This is a genomic window from Pseudomonas sp. GL_093 (genome assembly GCF_057837605.1).
This window is the reverse complement of the sequence record NZ_CM174448.1, coordinates 2,063,108-2,079,911: the sequence shown is the minus strand read 5'-3', so window position 1 is coordinate 2,079,911 and position 16,804 is coordinate 2,063,108. Positions and strand designations below refer to the sequence as shown.

Annotated in this window: 15 protein-coding genes; 5 read left to right on the top strand and 10 right to left on the bottom strand. The window is 61.4% G+C overall.

Annotation, left to right across the window (positions count from 1 at the left end; translation table 11 throughout):
• Positions 1–56: 56 nt before the first annotated feature.
• Positions 57–587, bottom strand: a complete 531-nt coding sequence (locus AC3IUE_RS09415; protein WP_489266937.1) for a hypothetical protein — start codon at positions 585–587, stop codon at positions 57–59.
• A 178-nt stretch (positions 588–765) separates the two neighbouring features.
• Between AC3IUE_RS09415 and AC3IUE_RS09410 the strand changes: the two genes are divergently transcribed.
• On the top strand, positions 766–2,247 hold the full coding sequence (locus tag AC3IUE_RS09410) for a methyl-accepting chemotaxis protein (RefSeq protein WP_056744149.1): 1,482 nt from the start codon (positions 766–768) through the stop codon (positions 2,245–2,247).
• Between the two features lie 230 nt (positions 2,248–2,477).
• Positions 2,478–2,843, top strand: coding sequence for a terminase (locus AC3IUE_RS09405; protein WP_461997533.1), 366 nt, complete (start codon positions 2,478–2,480; stop codon positions 2,841–2,843).
• On the opposite strand, the gene AC3IUE_RS09400 is transcribed toward AC3IUE_RS09405, so the two are convergent.
• The 3 genes from AC3IUE_RS09400 to AC3IUE_RS09390 form a co-directional block, all read right to left on the bottom strand.
• Complete coding sequence (locus tag AC3IUE_RS09400; protein WP_489266935.1) at positions 2,844–3,641, bottom strand: acyl-CoA thioesterase; 798 nt, start codon at positions 3,639–3,641, stop codon at positions 2,844–2,846. It lies immediately after the preceding gene.
• A gap of 267 nt (positions 3,642–3,908) precedes the next feature.
• Entirely contained in the window at positions 3,909–4,667 is a 759-nt protein-coding gene (locus AC3IUE_RS09395; protein ID WP_489266933.1) for a CHAD domain-containing protein, read from the bottom strand.
• An 87-nt stretch (positions 4,668–4,754) separates the two neighbouring features.
• Positions 4,755–5,033, bottom strand: a complete 279-nt coding sequence (locus AC3IUE_RS09390) for a hypothetical protein (protein WP_056744143.1) — start codon at positions 5,031–5,033, stop codon at positions 4,755–4,757.
• Between the two features lie 222 nt (positions 5,034–5,255).
• On the opposite strand from AC3IUE_RS09390, the gene AC3IUE_RS09385 reads away from it, so the two are divergent.
• A complete protein-coding gene (locus AC3IUE_RS09385; RefSeq protein ID WP_046047943.1) occupies positions 5,256–6,296 on the top strand; it encodes a patatin-like phospholipase family protein in 1,041 nt (346 codons plus the stop codon).
• Positions 6,297–6,438: 142 nt separating this feature from the next.
• Here the strand turns inward: AC3IUE_RS09385 and AC3IUE_RS09380 are convergent, their stop codons facing one another.
• The 6 genes from AC3IUE_RS09380 to kdpF all read right to left on the bottom strand — a co-directional run bounded on the left by AC3IUE_RS09380 (position 6,439) and on the right by kdpF (position 14,613).
• A complete protein-coding gene (locus AC3IUE_RS09380) occupies positions 6,439–7,137 on the bottom strand; it encodes a response regulator (protein WP_489266930.1) in 699 nt (232 codons plus the stop codon).
• 68 nt (positions 7,138–7,205) lie between these two features.
• On the bottom strand, positions 7,206–9,851 hold the full coding sequence (locus tag AC3IUE_RS09375; protein WP_489266928.1) for a DUF4118 domain-containing protein: 2,646 nt from the start codon (positions 9,849–9,851) through the stop codon (positions 7,206–7,208).
• Positions 9,852–9,986: 135 nt separating this feature from the next.
• Positions 9,987–10,532 carry a potassium-transporting ATPase subunit KdpC gene (gene kdpC / locus AC3IUE_RS09370; RefSeq protein WP_489266926.1) on the bottom strand — a complete coding sequence of 182 codons (546 nt, stop codon included), beginning with the start codon at positions 10,530–10,532 and terminating at the stop codon, positions 9,987–9,989.
• Between the two features lie 220 nt (positions 10,533–10,752).
• Positions 10,753–12,810, bottom strand: a complete 2,058-nt coding sequence (gene kdpB, locus AC3IUE_RS09365; RefSeq protein WP_489266924.1) for a potassium-transporting ATPase subunit KdpB — start codon at positions 12,808–12,810, stop codon at positions 10,753–10,755.
• A gap of 10 nt (positions 12,811–12,820) precedes the next feature.
• Positions 12,821–14,515, bottom strand: a complete 1,695-nt coding sequence (gene kdpA / locus AC3IUE_RS09360) for a potassium-transporting ATPase subunit KdpA (protein ID WP_056744134.1) — start codon at positions 14,513–14,515, stop codon at positions 12,821–12,823.
• 8 nt (positions 14,516–14,523) lie between these two features.
• Positions 14,524–14,613, bottom strand: a complete 90-nt coding sequence (gene kdpF / locus AC3IUE_RS09355; protein ID WP_007899818.1) for a K(+)-transporting ATPase subunit F — start codon at positions 14,611–14,613, stop codon at positions 14,524–14,526.
• A 507-nt stretch (positions 14,614–15,120) separates the two neighbouring features.
• Between kdpF and eat the strand changes: the two genes are divergently transcribed.
• Both eat and AC3IUE_RS09345 read left to right on the top strand, forming a co-directional pair.
• Positions 15,121–16,485, top strand: coding sequence for an ethanolamine permease (gene eat / locus AC3IUE_RS09350; protein ID WP_489266920.1), 1,365 nt, complete (start codon positions 15,121–15,123; stop codon positions 16,483–16,485).
• Positions 16,486–16,609: 124 nt separating this feature from the next.
• Positions 16,610–16,777: a DUF2897 family protein gene (locus AC3IUE_RS09345; protein WP_082555873.1), complete on the top strand. Its 168-nt coding sequence runs from the start codon at positions 16,610–16,612 to the stop codon at positions 16,775–16,777.
• Positions 16,778–16,804: the final 27 nt, after the last annotated feature.

Below are 16,804 nucleotides of genomic sequence, written 5' to 3'. Positions count from 1 at the left end.
TCCCTAAGAGTGGTTTGCACTCTTAGGATAGCCGGGCCTTGCGAGGGTTCCGCTTTTTAAACGTGGACGGCGATTTTGAGGGCTTCCAGCGAGGGTGCGGCAGCGATGCCGACTTTGGCGCACAACTCGAGCACGCGCGGCACGTCGTTGCCGTAGACCAGCACCACTTGCAGTTCGTCGTCGAGCAACTGACTGAAGTTCATCAGCGTGTAACCGCCGTTTTCCTTGTTCATGCTGCCCATCTGCACCTGAATGCGATTGAGCGCGGTCAGGGCTTCAGTCTTGGCCAGTTGCTTGGGTTTGATATTGAAATCAACACCGGGGCCGAACGAGGAAACGATCTGGGCGAACAGGTCCACATAGGTGTCGGCCTGGAACAGCACGGTCTCCGGCAAACTGCCGATGACGACCCACTCGCCCAGCGGAATCGGGAACGTTTCGTCGTAGTTGATATCCGGATTGGCCGTCAGAAAAGCCTCGGGATCGGCGTAGGCCTGGGCCGCTTCGTCAGCGACTTTCAGGATTTCGTCATCGCTCATGCACCCGGAGCTTATTTTGCTGATGAGTTCGACGAGTGCGGCTTTCATGGGGCGGAATCCTGTAGCGAGGGAAATTTGAAGGCGCGCAGGATAGCGCATTACGCCCCGCAATTCCTGTGCGCGAGCATGGCCGGGATTGTTGACCCACATCAAGATCCAGCCCCCTGAGTAGCGGCACAATACTGGCACCTTGCCGAAACTGTTTCCGCTATCAGAGAAGACCTCCATGGGTGCCTGGCTTAGCAATATCTCGCTGAAATACAAATTCTGGGCGGTCAACGCCGTCGCCTTCGTCACCACTTTGCTGCTGGTGTTGTACGCCGTACAGCTCGAACAACAGGCCCGCAGCCATGCTTATCAGGCATCGGCACAAGCCCAGGCGCGACTGCTCAACGCCTGGCCCGCCGGGCAACCGCTCCCCAAAGCCGATAACGTGCTGACGTTCAGTCGCGGGCAGGCACCGCTGCTGAACGGGCAGCCGGTACTGGAACTGGCCGATACCAACGGTTGGGTCGAAATCAATGCCATGCCGCTGTTCGGCAACAACCCGTTGATGGGCGCTGAAGTGTTTACGCGCACGGATGGCAACCAGGTCGCAGTGATTGCCCATGGCCCGAGCCTGACCCAGGTCTTTGGCGAGCGTTTTCCCAACTATGCGGTGGCGGTGGCAATCCTGATGCTGGCGATGCTCGGCGCTTCACAATTGTTGATCCGGTTCCTGCTCAGCCAGCTCAATACGCTGAAGGACGTGATGCTCCACGTCGAGAAAACCGGTGACCTGTCGGCCCGTGTGCCGCTGGCCTGCACGGATGAAGTCGGGCAGATGGCCAATGCCTTCAACGCCATGCAGGCCGGTTACCAGCGAGTGGTCAACACCGTCGCCAGCACCGCCCGGCAACTGGATGTCGGCGCGGCGCGGCTGGCGTCGAGCATGAACGAGGTGCGTCACGGCATGCTTGGCCAGCAAAGCGAAACCGATCAGGCCGCCACGGCGATCAACGAAATGACCGCCACGGTCTATCACATTGCCCAGCACGCCGGCGCCACCCGCGACCTCTCGCAAACCGCCGACACCCTGGCCGGCAGCGGGCAGGAAGTGGTCAGCCGGGTGCAGAAGTCGATTGCCGGCCTGTCCAGCGGAGTGCAGCAGACTGCCGAGATGATTCAGCGTCTGGCCGAGGACAGTCAGAAAATCAACGGCGTGGTCAGTGTGATTCACAGCATCGCCGAGCAGACCAATCTGCTGGCGCTGAACGCAGCGATTGAAGCGGCCCGTGCCGGTGAAATGGGGCGCGGTTTTGCGGTGGTTGCCGATGAAGTGCGCAACCTGGCCAAGCGTGTCCAGACCTCCACTGACGAGATCACGATCATGGTTTCGGCGTTGCAGGCCGGGACTCGGGACGCGGTGGATTTCATGCAGGAAAGTTCGTTCAAGGCCGACGATTGCGTGCAGCAGGCTCAGGAGGCCGGCGCTGCGTTGGCGGAAATCACCAGCGCCGTGGCACAGATGCGTGAAAGCAATACGCAGATCGCGGTGGCGGCCGAGCAGCAGAGCCACGTGGCGGAAGAGATGAATCGGGCGGTGGTGAGTATTCGGGATGTGACCGAGAACACCGTGCAGCAGACCGTGGTTTCGGCGACTACCAGCAATGAGCTGGCGGCGTTGGCGGGGGAATTGAGCAAGGCTATCGGTCAGCTCAAACTGTGATAACGCCATCGCGAGCAAGTCGGATCGCCGCACCGTCGCTCCCACATTGGAATGCATATCCCTGTGGGAGCGAGCTTGGTCCGGGCGGCGTTCCGACGATGGCGTCAGCTCAATCAACATCAATTCCGAACATGGCCACCTATCAACTCGATAGCCAGCCTTGATTCGCCGACTGGTTTGCCCCGGCCTATTCTTTGTTCAAGAGCCTCAACGAACCAAGGATTACCATCATGGGCAAACGTCATCCCAACCTTCCCGCCTGGCAATGGCGAGCGTACCCGAACAATCACCAGCACCCGACCAATCTGGTGCTGCACCTGATTGCCGTGCCGCTGTTCATCGTGGCGTTTCTGCTGATTGTCTCGGGAGTGTTCAGTCTGAGTTTCGCGAATGTCGCGATTGGCGTCATCGGCCTGTTCGCCGCCCTCGGCCTGCAACGCCACGGTCACAGCCTGGAGGCGCAAGCCTCCGAGCCGTTCAGTGATCGCAAAGATGCTGTGTCGCGTTTGCTGGTCGAGCAGTTTCTGACGTTCCCACGGTTCTTCCTGAGCGGCGGCTGGTGGCGCGCCTGGCGTGAGCGCCACCGCCGTCACTGATCAGGCGAAAATCGTCACCGTCTGCCGGCTCATGGCAATCAACTGACCGTCGGCGTTCCACAACTTCGCGGCCGCATGACCGTAGCCGTCAGCGGCATGCTCGATCTCGACGAGGTATTTGCACCAGTCCAGCGTGCTCAGTTCAAGCAACGGCTGGACGAATTCAATGGTCCAGGTCAGCGTGCTACCCATCGCCGGTTTATTCAGGTGCGGCAACAGCGCCGGTGGCCAGGCATCGACCAGCGCCAGAATATGCGACTCGCTGACCGCCTCTTCCTTCACGTCCCCGCGCAAGCGAACCCAGCCGCCCATCTCGCGGGATTTGTTGCCGGTGAACGGCAGACCGCCAACGCTCCAGCGCATCGCCAGATGCCGCATGAACTCTGGAGTCACGCCTTTGACGTAAGGCAGTTCCTGGCAGTCGTCCCAGTGCTTCATCTCGGGTGCCGGATCGGCGATCACCGCCACTTCCGACGGTCGCGAGGCGCCGAAGCTGCCCTGGACCAACGTCACCACCTGACCCTTCTGCATCGCCCGACCCAGCACCTGGCTGACAGCCTTCCCTTCGCGCAACACATCGACTTCAAAGCTGACTGGCACTTCAGGCTCGACCGGGCCGACAAAGGTGATCGCCAACGAGCGCACCGGACGATCCGCCGGGACCTTCGCGCGCATGGCTTCGTACTGCAAGGCGGCCACCAGGCCACCGAAACTGGCACGCCCCTGGGCCCATTCGGCCGGGATAGACAGCTCCAGCGGCTGGCTGCGGACAGCGTCGAGCAGATCGGAAAAGCGCATGGAAACCTCGGTGCAGGAAAAGGATGAAGGGATCTTAACCAGCCCGCGAGGGCGACACAGCGCTTATACCGGCCAAAGAGACTGACAGAAAGGCCGGATAGTACCGCCGCCCTTTGTAGCAGCTGCCGAAGGCTGCGTTCGGCTGCGCAGCAGTCGTCAGAATGATTGTCGCGTTGTCGCAGTGAAACCTTGGTGTCTGGATTTACGGCCGCTGCGCAGCCGAACGCAGCCTTCGGCAGCTGCTACATAGAGCGGTCTGTGGTGGTATCAGGATTTGAAACAGGCCGCGATGAGTTTGTCGAGGACGCGGTCGGCGCGGCCTTCGGCCTTGGCCATGGCGGTTTTCCAGGCCGCGATGCAGGGCTGCAAATCGGCTTCCTGTTCGGCCCTGGCCAGCCATTGCCAGCAATCGTGCCAATCGCCCAAGGCAACTTGCGCGGACTTCAAGCGCGGCATCGCGGCTTTCGGCAATCGATCCAGTTCGGGATAGGCTTCGATGCCATAGCGCACGCGCTTGATCAGCAGGCGCAAACGGTGGCGATCATGTGCCGGATCGTGCAGGGCCTGATCGAGTTTCTTCCATTGTTTGGCTAAACGTTTTTCGATGCGCGGGCGCAAGCCCTTGAGCAAGCCCTGACGCTGGGAGGCCCGCAGAAAACGCGGAAAGGCGTCGAGGATCATCAGCAACTGCGCCACTTCAGGACTCGTCGCGACGGCCGGGTAAGCCTCGGCCATTTGCGCCATACGCCGATGGGCAGCCTCGGTTTGCTCATGCTCGAGCAGGTACGCCGCCAGCACTTCGCGATCGCGCAACGGCGTGGTCAGGTCGCCGACCCGGGACGCCGCCGCTTCCAGCTGTTCGACCCCGGGCAAGCCGCGCAATGGCCGCAGCAGACTGCGCAAACGGCGAACCGTGGTGCGCAGATCGTGCAGCGCTTCAGGGTCGGTGCGCGCACTCAGGCGTGCCTGACAGGCCAGCAAACGGACTTCCAGGCCCAGGACATGAGCCACCAACCGGTTAATCATGGAGTTACTCCGTAAACAGCTGCAAGCCGCCAGCCGAAATCCGGGGCGACCGACTTATTGCTTGCAGCTTAGAGCTTAGAGCGGCTTTCAGCGCCCCGCGCGAGATTCACGAATATAAAAACGCGCCTTCTCGGCTTTCTTGGCGCAACCTTCGAACGCTTCGAATTGCTGCTGGGTCTTGGCACCGGTCAGCAGCGACAGGGCCTTGGAATAGCTGACAGTTCCGGCAAAACCTTCGGCCTTGGCCAGATCCAGTTCATGCCACGCGGCATCGATCCCGCTACCGCAGCTGTCACGGTAAGCGGTTTTGCCGGCGCAACCGGCGAGTGCCAGGGCAATCAAAGGCACACAGATCCAGGCTTTCATTATTCACACCTCAAAGATAGGTAAACAGTCGTGCAGTTAAGACGGTCTGGCGCGTGAAAAGTGCCTTGGCCCCGCCTCGGAAACTAAAGTGCTCGCGAGAATACCCATCTGCTGCCAAAGAGTGTCGAAAAAACGACGCCCTCGCCTCGCGGAACGACCTTAGCGATTGAAGCGCGCCCCTCGATGGGTGCATTGTTGAACCTTGTCAGACGAGGGCGATTCATGAAAAAGCGTGTCGCGCTGGTGCTGGGCTCAGGTGGGGCCCGGGGCTACGCCCATATCGGGGTCATTGAAGAAATCGAACGGCGTGGCTACGACATCGCCTGCATCGCCGGATGTTCCATGGGCGCGGTGGTCGGCGGGATCTATGCCGCCGGCAAACTCGACGAATATCGCAACTGGATCGAAAGCCTGGATTACCTCGACGTTTTACGTCTGGTGGACGTCAGTTTTCGTCTGGGTGCGATTCGCGGGGAGAAGGTTTTCGGGCAGATCCGCAAGATCGTCGGCGAAATCAACATTGAAGACTTGCGCATCCCCTACACGGCGGTGGCTACCGACCTGACCAACCAGCAGGAAATCTGGTTTCAGGAAGGCTGCCTGCACCAGGCCATGCGCGCCTCGGCGGCGATTCCCAGCCTGTTCACCCCGGTGATGCAGGGCAACCGCATGCTGGTGGACGGCGGCATTCTCAACCCTTTACCGATCGTGCCGGTGGTGTCGAGTCATTGCGACCTGATCATCGCGGTCAACCTCAACTCCACCAACCAGCGCCACTATCAACTGCCGGTGATCCAGCGCCCGGCGGCGTTCAAGACCCGCTTCGACAGCCTGATCAACTCGCTCGGTTCAAAATTGCCCTTCCGCCGCAAACAGGCGGAACAATTGCTGCTGCTGGAAAAGGAAGCGTTGATGGCAGAAGCGGCCGAGATCAACCCCTGGATCGAATCCGCCGAACCCGAAGCCCAACAACCGGCTGCCGCCCCTGAACGCGCCGGCGCGCCGAAGTCCGCCACCGGTTCGTTCATCATCGACAACGTTGGCCCGGCGTCTTTACTGGACCTGATCAACCAGAGTTTCGAGGTGATGCAGACGTCGTTGGCGCAGTACAAGATCGCCGGTTATCCGCCGGATATTTTGATCAACGTGCCGAAACGAGTGTGCCGGTTTTTCGAGTTTTACAAGGCACCGGAACTGATCGCGCTAGGGCGGGAGATTGCGCGGGATACGCTGGATCGGTATGAGAATGAACGGGATTCCTGAGATTCTCGAATAAATGACTGGCCCCATCGCGAGCAAGCTCGCTCCCACAATTGATCTTTGGTGAACACAAAATTTGTGCATTGCCTAAATCCACTGTGGGAGCGAGCTTGCTCGCGATGGGGCCGGATCATTCAATACAAAACTAAAGACTGTCCTCACTCAACAACCGATACCCAACCCCAGCCTCCGTCACGATAAACCGCGGTTGAGTCGGATCATCCGCCAGTTTCTGGCGCAAGTGCCCGACCACAATCCGCAAATAGTGAGTGTCCTCGGTATGGGTCGGCCCCCAAATATCCTTGAGCAATTGCTGCTGGGTGATGACCCGCCCCGGATGTCGCGCCAGTTGCGCCAGTACCGCGTATTCCTTGCGGGTCAGCGCGACTTCGGTGCCGTCGAGCAACACCCGGCGATACGCCAGATCCACGGTCAACGGGCCGAACGTCAGCGCCGCTTGTTGAGCTTCTCCCACCGGCGCCTGACGCAACAACGCACGCACCCGTGCAAGAAACTCCTGAATGCCAAACGGTTTGGTTACGTAGTCGTTGGCGCCGTTGTCGAGCGCTTCGACTTTCTGCCCTTCACTGGCGCGCACCGAGAGCACCAGCACCGGTACCGTCGACCACTCGCGAAACTCGCGCAGCACTTGCTGGCCGTCCATGTCCGGCAGGCCGAGGTCGAGTACCAACAAGTCCGGTTTATTCAGTGCAGCCTGGGCCAGGCCTTCGGTGCCGGTGCCGGCCTCCAGCACTTTGTAGCCCTGGGAGACGAGGCTGATGCGCAGAAATTTGCGGATCTGCGGTTCGTCGTCGATGACCAAAATGGTCGCGGTCTGGCTCATGAATTCACATCAACACAAAGAAGTGGCAAGAGAGTAGCGCAAGCGCGATCAGGCTTCACTTTCGGCTCTTAATTTTCAAAGGCCGGCTGAGCCTGCAACGGCAGGTGCAAGGTGATGCAGGTGCCGCGCCCTTCGATGCCATCGGCGACACTGATCCGCCCGCCATGGGCACCGACCATGCCCTGACAGATCGCCAGGCCCAGCCCGGTGCCTTGCCCGCCACGATCACCGCGCGCGGCGGTGTAGAACATGTCAAAAATCTTCGCCCGTTCTTCCTGCGGAATCCCCGGTCCTTCATCGCTCACCGAAAAAAACAGCTCGCTGTCGTCGGCTCCGGCGCGCAATTGCAGGCGACCGTGAAACGGTGAAAACCGCGCGGCGTTTTCCAGCACGTTGACCAGCGCCTGTTCGATCAGCGCGGCGTGGACGTACAGCAGCGGCAACTCCGGTGGCACTTCGGTGGTTACCTGCAACGGTGCCAGCACGGCGCGCAGACGATTGAGCGAACTGCCGACGATGTCGGCCGGCGACACCCAGTCCCGCGCCAACTTCAGGGCGCCGTGCCCGAGGCGGGTCATGTCCAGCAGGTTCTGGATGTAGCGATCGAGGCGCTCGGCTTCATCGCGAGTGCCTTCAAGCAGTTCGCGCCGATCCTCCAGCGGGATCGCCTCACCGAGGGCCAACAGGCTGTCGATGCTGCCGCGCATGGAGGTCAGCGGCGTGCGCAAATCGTGGGACACCGAGGCCAGCAAGGCACTGCGCAGTTGCTCGGTTTCGCCGTGCAGCCGGGCGGCTTCCAGGTCTTCGGCCAATTGCGCCCGGGCCAGCGCCTGAGCCAGCGGTTGGCTCAGCGCGGTCAACAAACGCCGACGCTGACCGCTCAAGGTCTGACCCTCTTTGGCACACACACCGAGCAATGCCAGCGGCCCGTCTTCCACCGACGACGGCCACCACCACCAACGTCCGAGCGGCAGCGTGCCGGTGCCCGCGCCGGCCGGTTGATCGTGTTGCCAGGCCCAATCGGCGGCAGCGCGCTCGGCTTCGGAAAATTCCAGCGGGCCACCGGTTTCGACTTTCCAGCCGCCCTGCCCGTCTCGATTGAGCAGACAGAGTTGCAGATCACTCCAGCCGTTCAGGTGCTGGGCCGCTGCGCTGACCACCGCCTGACGGTCGGTGGCGGCGGTGAGTTTGCGCGACAGGTCGAGCAGTTCGGTGGTCTCTTCCTGAGTGTCGCGCAGCGCCTGCAATTGCCGCCGTTGCCGGGCCGCGAGGTTACCGGTGAGCGCCGCCATCAGCAGGAAGAACAGCAAGGTCAGCACATCTTCTTCGCGCTGGATGCTGAAGGAGAAATTCGGCGGAATGAACAAAAAGTCATAGGTCAGAAACGACAACGCCGCACAGGCCAGCGCCGGGCCAAGGCTGCTGCGCACCGCCACCAGCAACACCGCAGCGAGGAACACCAGCGAGATATTGGGCAGCGGCAAAACACTCGCCACCGCCCAGGCCAAGGCACTGGCGAGCACCGTCGCCACCAGCGCCAGCGCGTAGTCGAACCACACCAGTGCCTGCGCCGAATGCTGACGCGGTTGATGCTGTTCGTGATCGCTGTCGAGGACGTTGATTTCCAGCCCGCGCGCATCGCGCAGCAAACGTGACGCCAGTCCGCCGCCGAACAACCGTCGACGCAAACGTTGCCGGGACTGACCGACCAACACCAGACTCGCACGGCGTTCGGCGGCGTGCTGGATCAGGGTTTTCGCCACCTCGCCGGCGCGCAGCAGCACCACTTCGCCGCCGAGGCGTTCGGCCAATTGCTGAGCGCTTTGCAGACGCAGCCGCGACTGCTCGTCACGCACACTGCCGTTGTCCACATGCACCAGGCTCCACGGCAAATGCCGACGCTGAGCGACGCGACTGGCGTGACGTACCAGCCGCTCGGCCTGAGCATCGCCATCGACACCGACCAGCAGGCGACCGCGTATCGCCGGTGCCGCTTGGCCGAGTTGGCGATAGCCCTGGGCCAGATCATCATCGACCTGAGCGGCGGCGGTTTGCATCGCCAGTTCCCGCAAGGCCGTGAGGTTGGTCTGGGTGAAGAAGGCGTCGATCGCCGCCCTCGCCTGCTCCGGCACGTAGACCTTGCCATCGCGCAGACGCTCGAGCAGTTCGCGCGGTGGCAGGTCGATCAGCAGCAGTTCGTAGGCTTCTTGCAACACCCAGTCCGGCAGGGTTTCGCGGACCTGCACACCCGTGATGCCACGCACTTTATCGTTAAGACTTTCCAGGTGCTGGACGTTGACCGTGGTGAACACGTCGATGCCTGCCGCGAGCAGTTCCTGAATGTCTTGCCAGCGTTTGGTGTGGCGACTGCCGGGGGCGTTGCTGTGGGCCAGTTCGTCCACCAGCACCAGTTTCGGTTTGGCGGCGAGCAGGCCATCGAGGTCCATTTCTTCGAGCATCACGCCACGGTATTCCGAGCGCACCAACGACTGCTGCGGCAAGCCGCCGAGCAGCGCTTCGGTCTCGGCACGACCGTGGGTTTCGACCACGCCGGCAATGACTTTCACGCCCTGGCGCAGTTGGGTGTGGGCCGCTTGCAGCATGGCGTAGGTCTTGCCGACACCGGGTGCGGCGCCGAGAAAAACCTTGAGCCGGCCACGGCCGTCGCGGGGCAGGTCTGCTAACAGCGCGTCGGCGCGGCCGGAGTCACTCATGCTTGAAGTTCTCTCTATTGATCGTTCCCACGCTCTGCGTGGGAATGCAGCCCGGGACGCTCCGCGTCCCATCCAGAAGCGGACGCAGAGCGTCCATTGATGCATTCCCACGCAGAGCGTGGGAACGATCATCTGCTACAGGTTTTCCAGCGCGATGTTCAGCGCCAACACGTTCACCACCGGCGGGCCAACGAGTGGCTGCTCGATATGCGCATCCATCAACTGCTGAAGCGTAGACACCGGCAGATTGCGCGCCGCGGCAACACGCGCCAGTTGATAGGCAATCGCGGCCGGTGGCAAGTGTGGATCGAGGCCGCTGCCGGAGGTGGTGACCATCGCCAATGGCACCGGACCCTGTCCCGGCACCTGCAGTTTGTTGGCATCGTCGATCACCCGAGTGGCCAGGGCCGGGTTGCTCGGCGAGAGGTTGCTGGCACTGCTCGACACGGTGGCAAAGGCACCGGCCGATGGCCGTGGATGGAACCAGGCGTCGCCGACAAATTCCTGGGCGATCAGTGAGGAACCGCGGACCTTGCCATCGGCGTCGTGGACCAGACTGCCATTGGCTTGATCGGGGAACGCGACCTGGGCGACACCGGTGACCACCAGTGGATAGGCGACGCCGGTGATCAGGGTCATCAGGACGAGCAGGCTCAGGGCCGGGCGTATCATTGTGGACATTTCAAAATCCTCGAAATTGGAGAAGTTGTGGGGTGTCAGGGAAATCCACCCCTCACCCCAGCCCTCTCCCCACGGGGGAGAGGGGAAAGGGAGCCGATCTTTGTGCCTTTCAAAACCTGAGTTCGACTCGGTCTTTCAGGTCGCTAAATTTCGCAAGACATCCGAGATCAGTCCCCTCTCCCCCCGGGAGAGGGTTAGGGTGAGGGGGTCGATTTCAGCCTCAAACCAAATGCAACGCCGTCAACAGCATGTCGATCGCCTTGATCCCCACAAACGGCACCACAATCCCGCCCAATCCATAGATCAACAGATTGCGTCGCAACAACGCCGCCGCACTCGCCGCCTGCACGCGCACGCCGCGCAATGCCAGTGGAATCAGCACCACGATGATCAAGGCGTTGAACACGATCGCCGAGAGAATCGCGCTCTGCGGACTGCTGAGGTGCATGACGTTCAGCACGCCCAGTTGCGGATAAATTGAGGCGAACAGCGCCGGCAAAATCGCGAAGTATTTGGCCACGTCGTTGGCGATGGAAAACGTCGTCAACGCGCCGCGGGTCACCAGCAATTCCTTGCCGATTTGCACCACGTCCAGCAGCTTGGTCGGATCGCTGTCGAGGTCGACCATGTTCGCCGCCTCGCGCGCCGCTTGCGTCCCGTCGTTCATCGCCATGCCCACGTCCGCCTGGGCCAGGGCCGGGGCGTCGTTGGCACCGTCGCCGCACATGGCGACCAGGCGACCGTCGTTCTGCTCGTGACGAATGCGCGCCAGTTTCTTCTCCGGCGTGGCTTCGGCCAGCACGTCATCCACGCCTGCTTCAGCGGCAATCGCCGCAGCGGTCAGTGGGTTGTCGCCGGTCACCATGACAGTGCGGATGCCCAGTTTGCGCAGCTCGGCGAAACGCTCGCGGATGCCGGGTTTGACCACGTCTTTGAGGTGGATCGCGCCGAGCAATTTACCGTCGGCGCAGACCAGCAACGGGGTGCCGCCGCTTTGGGCGATCTTGTCGATTTCCCGGGACAGCGGCGCGGCCAGATCGGCACGTTTCAGGCCAACGAAGGCCAGCAACGAATCCACCGCGCCTTTGCGATAAACACGGCCCTGATAGTCGACACCGGACAGACGCGTCTCGGCGCTGAACGGTACGGCGGTGAGCAACTCGGTGGCCGGCTCAGGTTGTGGCTGAGTACCGCGCAGGTACTCGACGATGGATTTACCTTCAGCCGTGTCATCGGCCAGCGAGGCGAACAAGGCACCCTCGGCGAGCTCCTTGGCAGTGACGCCAGGTGCCGCGTAAACCGCTGTGCAACGACGGTTACCGAAGGTGATGGTGCCGGTCTTGTCCAGCAGCAGGACGTGCACGTCCCCCGCTGCTTCCACAGCGCGACCGGATTTGGCGATCACATTCAGGCGCACCAGACGGTCCATCCCGGCGATACCGATGGCCGACAACAGACCGCCAATGGTGGTCGGAATCAGCGTGACCAATAACGCCACCAGGAACACCAGCGGCAGGCTGCCGTTGGCGAAGTGGGCGAACGGTTGCAGGGTGACGACCACCAGCAGGAAGATCAGGGTCAGGCCGATCAGCAGGATGTCGAGCGCCACTTCGTTCGGGGTTTTCTGGCGTTTGGCGCCTTCGACCAGGGCGATCATGCGATCGAGTGTCGACTCACCCGGGTTGGCGGTGATGCGCACCAACAGCCAATCGGACACCAAGCGAGTATTGCCGGTGACGGCCGAACGGTCGCCGCCGGACTCGCGAATCACCGGCGCGGATTCACCGGTAATCGCCGCTTCGTTGACCGCGGCGATACCTTCAATCACCTCGCCGTCACCGGGGATCATTTCCCCCGCTTCAACGCGGACCACATCGCCCTTGCGCAGGCTGGTGGCCGGCACGACCTGAAAGGCGCCGGTGCTGGTTTTGCGCCGAGCACTCAGGCCTTCGCTACCGGCCTTGAGGCTGTCGGCGCGAGCCTTGCCGCGACCTTCGGCCAGTGCTTCGGCGAAGTTGGCGAACAGCACGGTGAACCACAACCACAAGGCGATTTGCGCGGCGACAAAAGTCGGCACGCTACTGTCGGGAATGAAGCACAGCACGGTGGTCAGGATCGCGGTCAGTTCGACCACCAACATCACTGGCGCACGCTGCAATTGCCGAGGGTCGAGCTTGACGAAGGCTTGCACCAGCGCCGGGCGCCAGAGGGCCGAGATGGCGGTTTTCGGTTGTTCCGGCGCCTTGACGGTGGCGGCTTTAGTTGCGGGCATATTCATCATCAGATCCTCAGAAGCCCAAGCTCAAATGTTCAGCAATAGGACCCAGCGCTAATGTCGGCAGGAAGGTCAAACCACCCACCAGCAAAATGGTCACGGTCAGCAAGGTCACGAACAGCGGGCCATGGGTCGGGAAGCTGTTCTGGCCGATCGGTGCGGTTTTCTTCATCGCCAGGCTGCCGGCCAGGGCCAGTACCGGGAGGATGTAACCGAAGCGACCGATCAACATGCCCAGGCCGAGCATCAGGTTGTGGAACGCGGTGTTGGCACCGAAGCCGCCGAACGCCGAACCGTTGTTGGCACTGGCCGAGGTGTAGGCGTACAGCAACTGGCTGAAACCGTGGGCACCGGGGTTACTCACCGCCGCGACCGGGCCGGGCAGGCTGGCGGCAATCGCGCCGAGCACCAGCACACCGACCGGCATCACCAGCAAGGTCACCACCAGCAACTGGACTTCCTTGGCCTGGAGTTTCTTGCCGAGGTATTCCGGGGTACGGCCGATCATCAGGCCGGCGAGGAACACCGCGATCAACACGTTCAGCAACATGCCGTAGAGCCCGGCACCGACGCCGCCGAAGATCACTTCGCCGACCATCATGTTGACCATCGCGACCATGCCGCTCAGCGGGTTGAGGCTGTCGTGCATGCCGTTGACCGAACCGTTGGACGCCGCGGTGGTGGTCACCGACCACAGCACCGTGGCGGTCGTGCCGAAGCGTGCTTCCTTGCCTTCCAGTGGCGCGGTCTGTTCGACAGCGACATTGTTCAGGGTCGGGTTCGGCTGGTATTCAGCCCACAGCGACGTCGCGCCGCCGATCAGGAACAGCGCCAACATGCAGGCGATGATCGCGCGGCTCTGACGCAGGTCTTTCACGTAGTGGCCGAAGGTGAACACCAACGCCACCGGGATCAGAATGATCGAGCCAACTTCAAACAGGTTGCTCCATGCCGTCGGGTTCTCGAACGGGTGCGCCGAGTTGACGCCGAAGAAGCCACCGCCGTTGGTGCCCAGTTGCTTGATCGCAATCTGGCTGGCGGCCGGGCCGAGCGGGATCACCTGATCGACGCCTTGCATGGTCACGGCATTCACGTACTGAGCGAATGTTTGCGGCACGCCCTGCCAGACCAGATACAACGCCAGCAGCAGGCACAGCGGCAGCAAGCCGTAGAGGGTGGCGCGGGTCATGTCGACCCAGAAGTTGCCGAGGGTCTTGGTCGACTTGCGGCCAATACCGCGACACAGGGCTACCAACACGGCGAGGCCGGTGGCGGCGCTGACGAAGTTCTGCACAGTGAGGCCGACCATCTGACTCAGGTAGCTGAGCGAGGCTTCACCGCTGTAGGCCTGCCAGTTGGTATTGGTCATGAAGCTGACGGCGGTGTTGAACGCCAGTGTCCACTCCTGACCCGGCAGGTTTTGCGGGTTCAGCGGCAAGTGGTCCTGGAACAACAGGATCGCGAACAACAGCAAAAAGCCCGCGAGGTTGAAGGCGAGCAAGGCCAGGGTGTACTTCTGCCAGCTCTGTTCGGCCTGCGGATCAACGCCGGCCACCCGATAACACCCGCGCTCCACCGGTCCGAGAATCGGCGAAAGCCAAGTGCGCTGACCTTCCATCACCTTGTAGTAGAAGCGCCCCAGAAACGGTGCCGGAATCAGCACCAGGGCGAAGAAGGCGAGGATCAGCCAATAGTCATAACTGTGCATAGCCGCTCCTAGTTCCGGTCCGCGCGCAACAGCGCAACCAACAGATAAATGAACAGCCCCACTGCCAGTAGCAGTGACACCCCGTCCAGAACGCTCATGGAAGTTCTCCGTGTTACGGCGTATTGCCGCGTGTGGAGCCATTGTCGGAAGGAAGGCTGTAAAGGAACGAGATCGAGGGGGTTGGCTGGGCATAAAGAAAGCGTAAAGAGTGGGTTTATGGCTTCGTTACAGGCGCCCCTCACCCTAGCCCTCTCCCAGAGGTAGAGGGGACTGACCGAGGTGTTCTTTTGAGCTACATCGACCTGAAATACCGAGTTGAACTCAGGTCTTGAAAGCGATGAAGATCGGCTCCCTTTCCCCTCTCCCCTCTGGGGAGAGGGCTGGGGTGAGGGGTGGTTTTCAAACCCGACTACCATTCCAAGCCTGCTCGCGATAACAGCACAACAGACAACAACGCCCTCAACTGGCGCACAAAACGCCGACATCCAGCGCCGAACATCCCCGATACGACAGCTTTCAGCGCTTTGCGACGCACAAATACAAAATGGCACGCCCACTGCAAACACCCTCCCCCGAGCTTTCCAAAACCGTTCAGGGGGCAACGCATGAACACACAACTCAAACCCACGCTGGGCACGCTGCACCTGTGGGGCATTGCGGTCGGGCTGGTGATTTCCGGTGAATACTTCGGCTGGAGTTACGGCTGGGGCGTGGCGGGCACACTCGGTTTTCTGGTGACGTCCTTTATGGTCGCCACGATGTACACCTGTTTCATCTTCAGTTTCACCGAACTGACCACCGCGATTCCTCATGCTGGTGGTCCTTTTGCCTACAGCCGCCGCGCCTTTGGCGAGAAAGGCGGATTGATCGCGGGGCTGGCGACACTGATTGAATTTGTCTTCGCCCCGCCGGCCATCGCTCTGGCGATCGGTGCGTATCTGAACGTGCAGTTTCCAGCGCTTGATCCGAAACACGCCGCGGTCGGCGCCTACATCGTGTTCATGGGGCTGAACATCCTCGGGGTGAAACTGGCGGCGACCTTCGAACTGGTGGTCTGCGTTCTCGCAGTGGCCGAACTGTTGGTGTTCATGGGCGTGGTCGCCCCGGCGTTCAGCTTCAGCAATTTCGCACTCAATGGCTGGGCCGGCTCCGATGTGTTCGGCGCGCCGGCGATTGCCGGCATGTTCGCGGCGATTCCGTTCGCGATCTGGTTTTTCCTGGCTATCGAAGGCGCGGCCATGGCCGCCGAAGAAGCCAAGGATCCGAAACGCACGATTCCGAAGGCCTACATCAGCGGCATTCTGACGTTGGTATTGCTGGCGATGGGCGTGATGTTCTTTGCCGGCGGCGTCGGTGACTGGCGCACCTTGTCGAACATCAACGACCCGCTGCCGCAAGCGATGAAAACCGTGGTGGGCGAAAGTTCGGGTTGGTTGCACATGCTGGTGTGGATCGGCCTGTTCGGCCTGGTGGCGAGTTTCCACGGGATCATCCTCGGCTACTCGCGGCAGTTCTTCGCACTCGCTCGGGCCGGTTACCTGCCAAAGTCCCTGGCCAAGTTGTCACGTTTTCAGACACCGCACCGGGCAATCATCGCCGGTGGCGTGATCGGCATTGCCGCGATTTATAGCGATGGTTTGATCAACCTGGGTGGCATGACGCTGACGGCGGCGATGATCACCATGGCAGTCTTCGGGGCGATCGTGATGTACATCATGAGCATGCTCAGCCTGTTCAAACTGCGCAAAACCGAACCGAATCTGGAGCGCACGTTTCGCGCGCCGTGCTATCCGCTGGTGCCGTTCATTGCGCTGGTGCTGGCGGTGGTCTGCCTGGTGGCGATGGCCTGGTTCAACACGCTGATCGGGTTGATCTTCCTGGGCTTCATGGCGGTGGGGTTCGTGTACTTCATGCTCACGGCGCAACTGCGTGCCGATGCGCCGGCGGACGCGATGCTGACCGGGCTCTAAACAGGCGAAGTGCGGCTGTCAGAACAGGCATAGAATGGAACCACTGCGAAAATTAATCGCTCAAAGTGGTATGCACGATCGATTGGCGAAACCCGCCCATCGGCCTGCCCTCAAGGAGAGCCCTATGCCCTGGTATGCCTGGTTGATTCTGATCGTTGCAATTGGCTCGATCGTTGGTGGTTTGATGATGTTGCGTGATACCGCCACCAAGGTCGATCTGACCGAGGAGCAACGCAAACGCGTCGCTGAACGCAACGCGGAAGCGGACGCCAAGGATGCGCAGGACCGCTAAAACAAAAACCCCGTCATTCTCATCAAA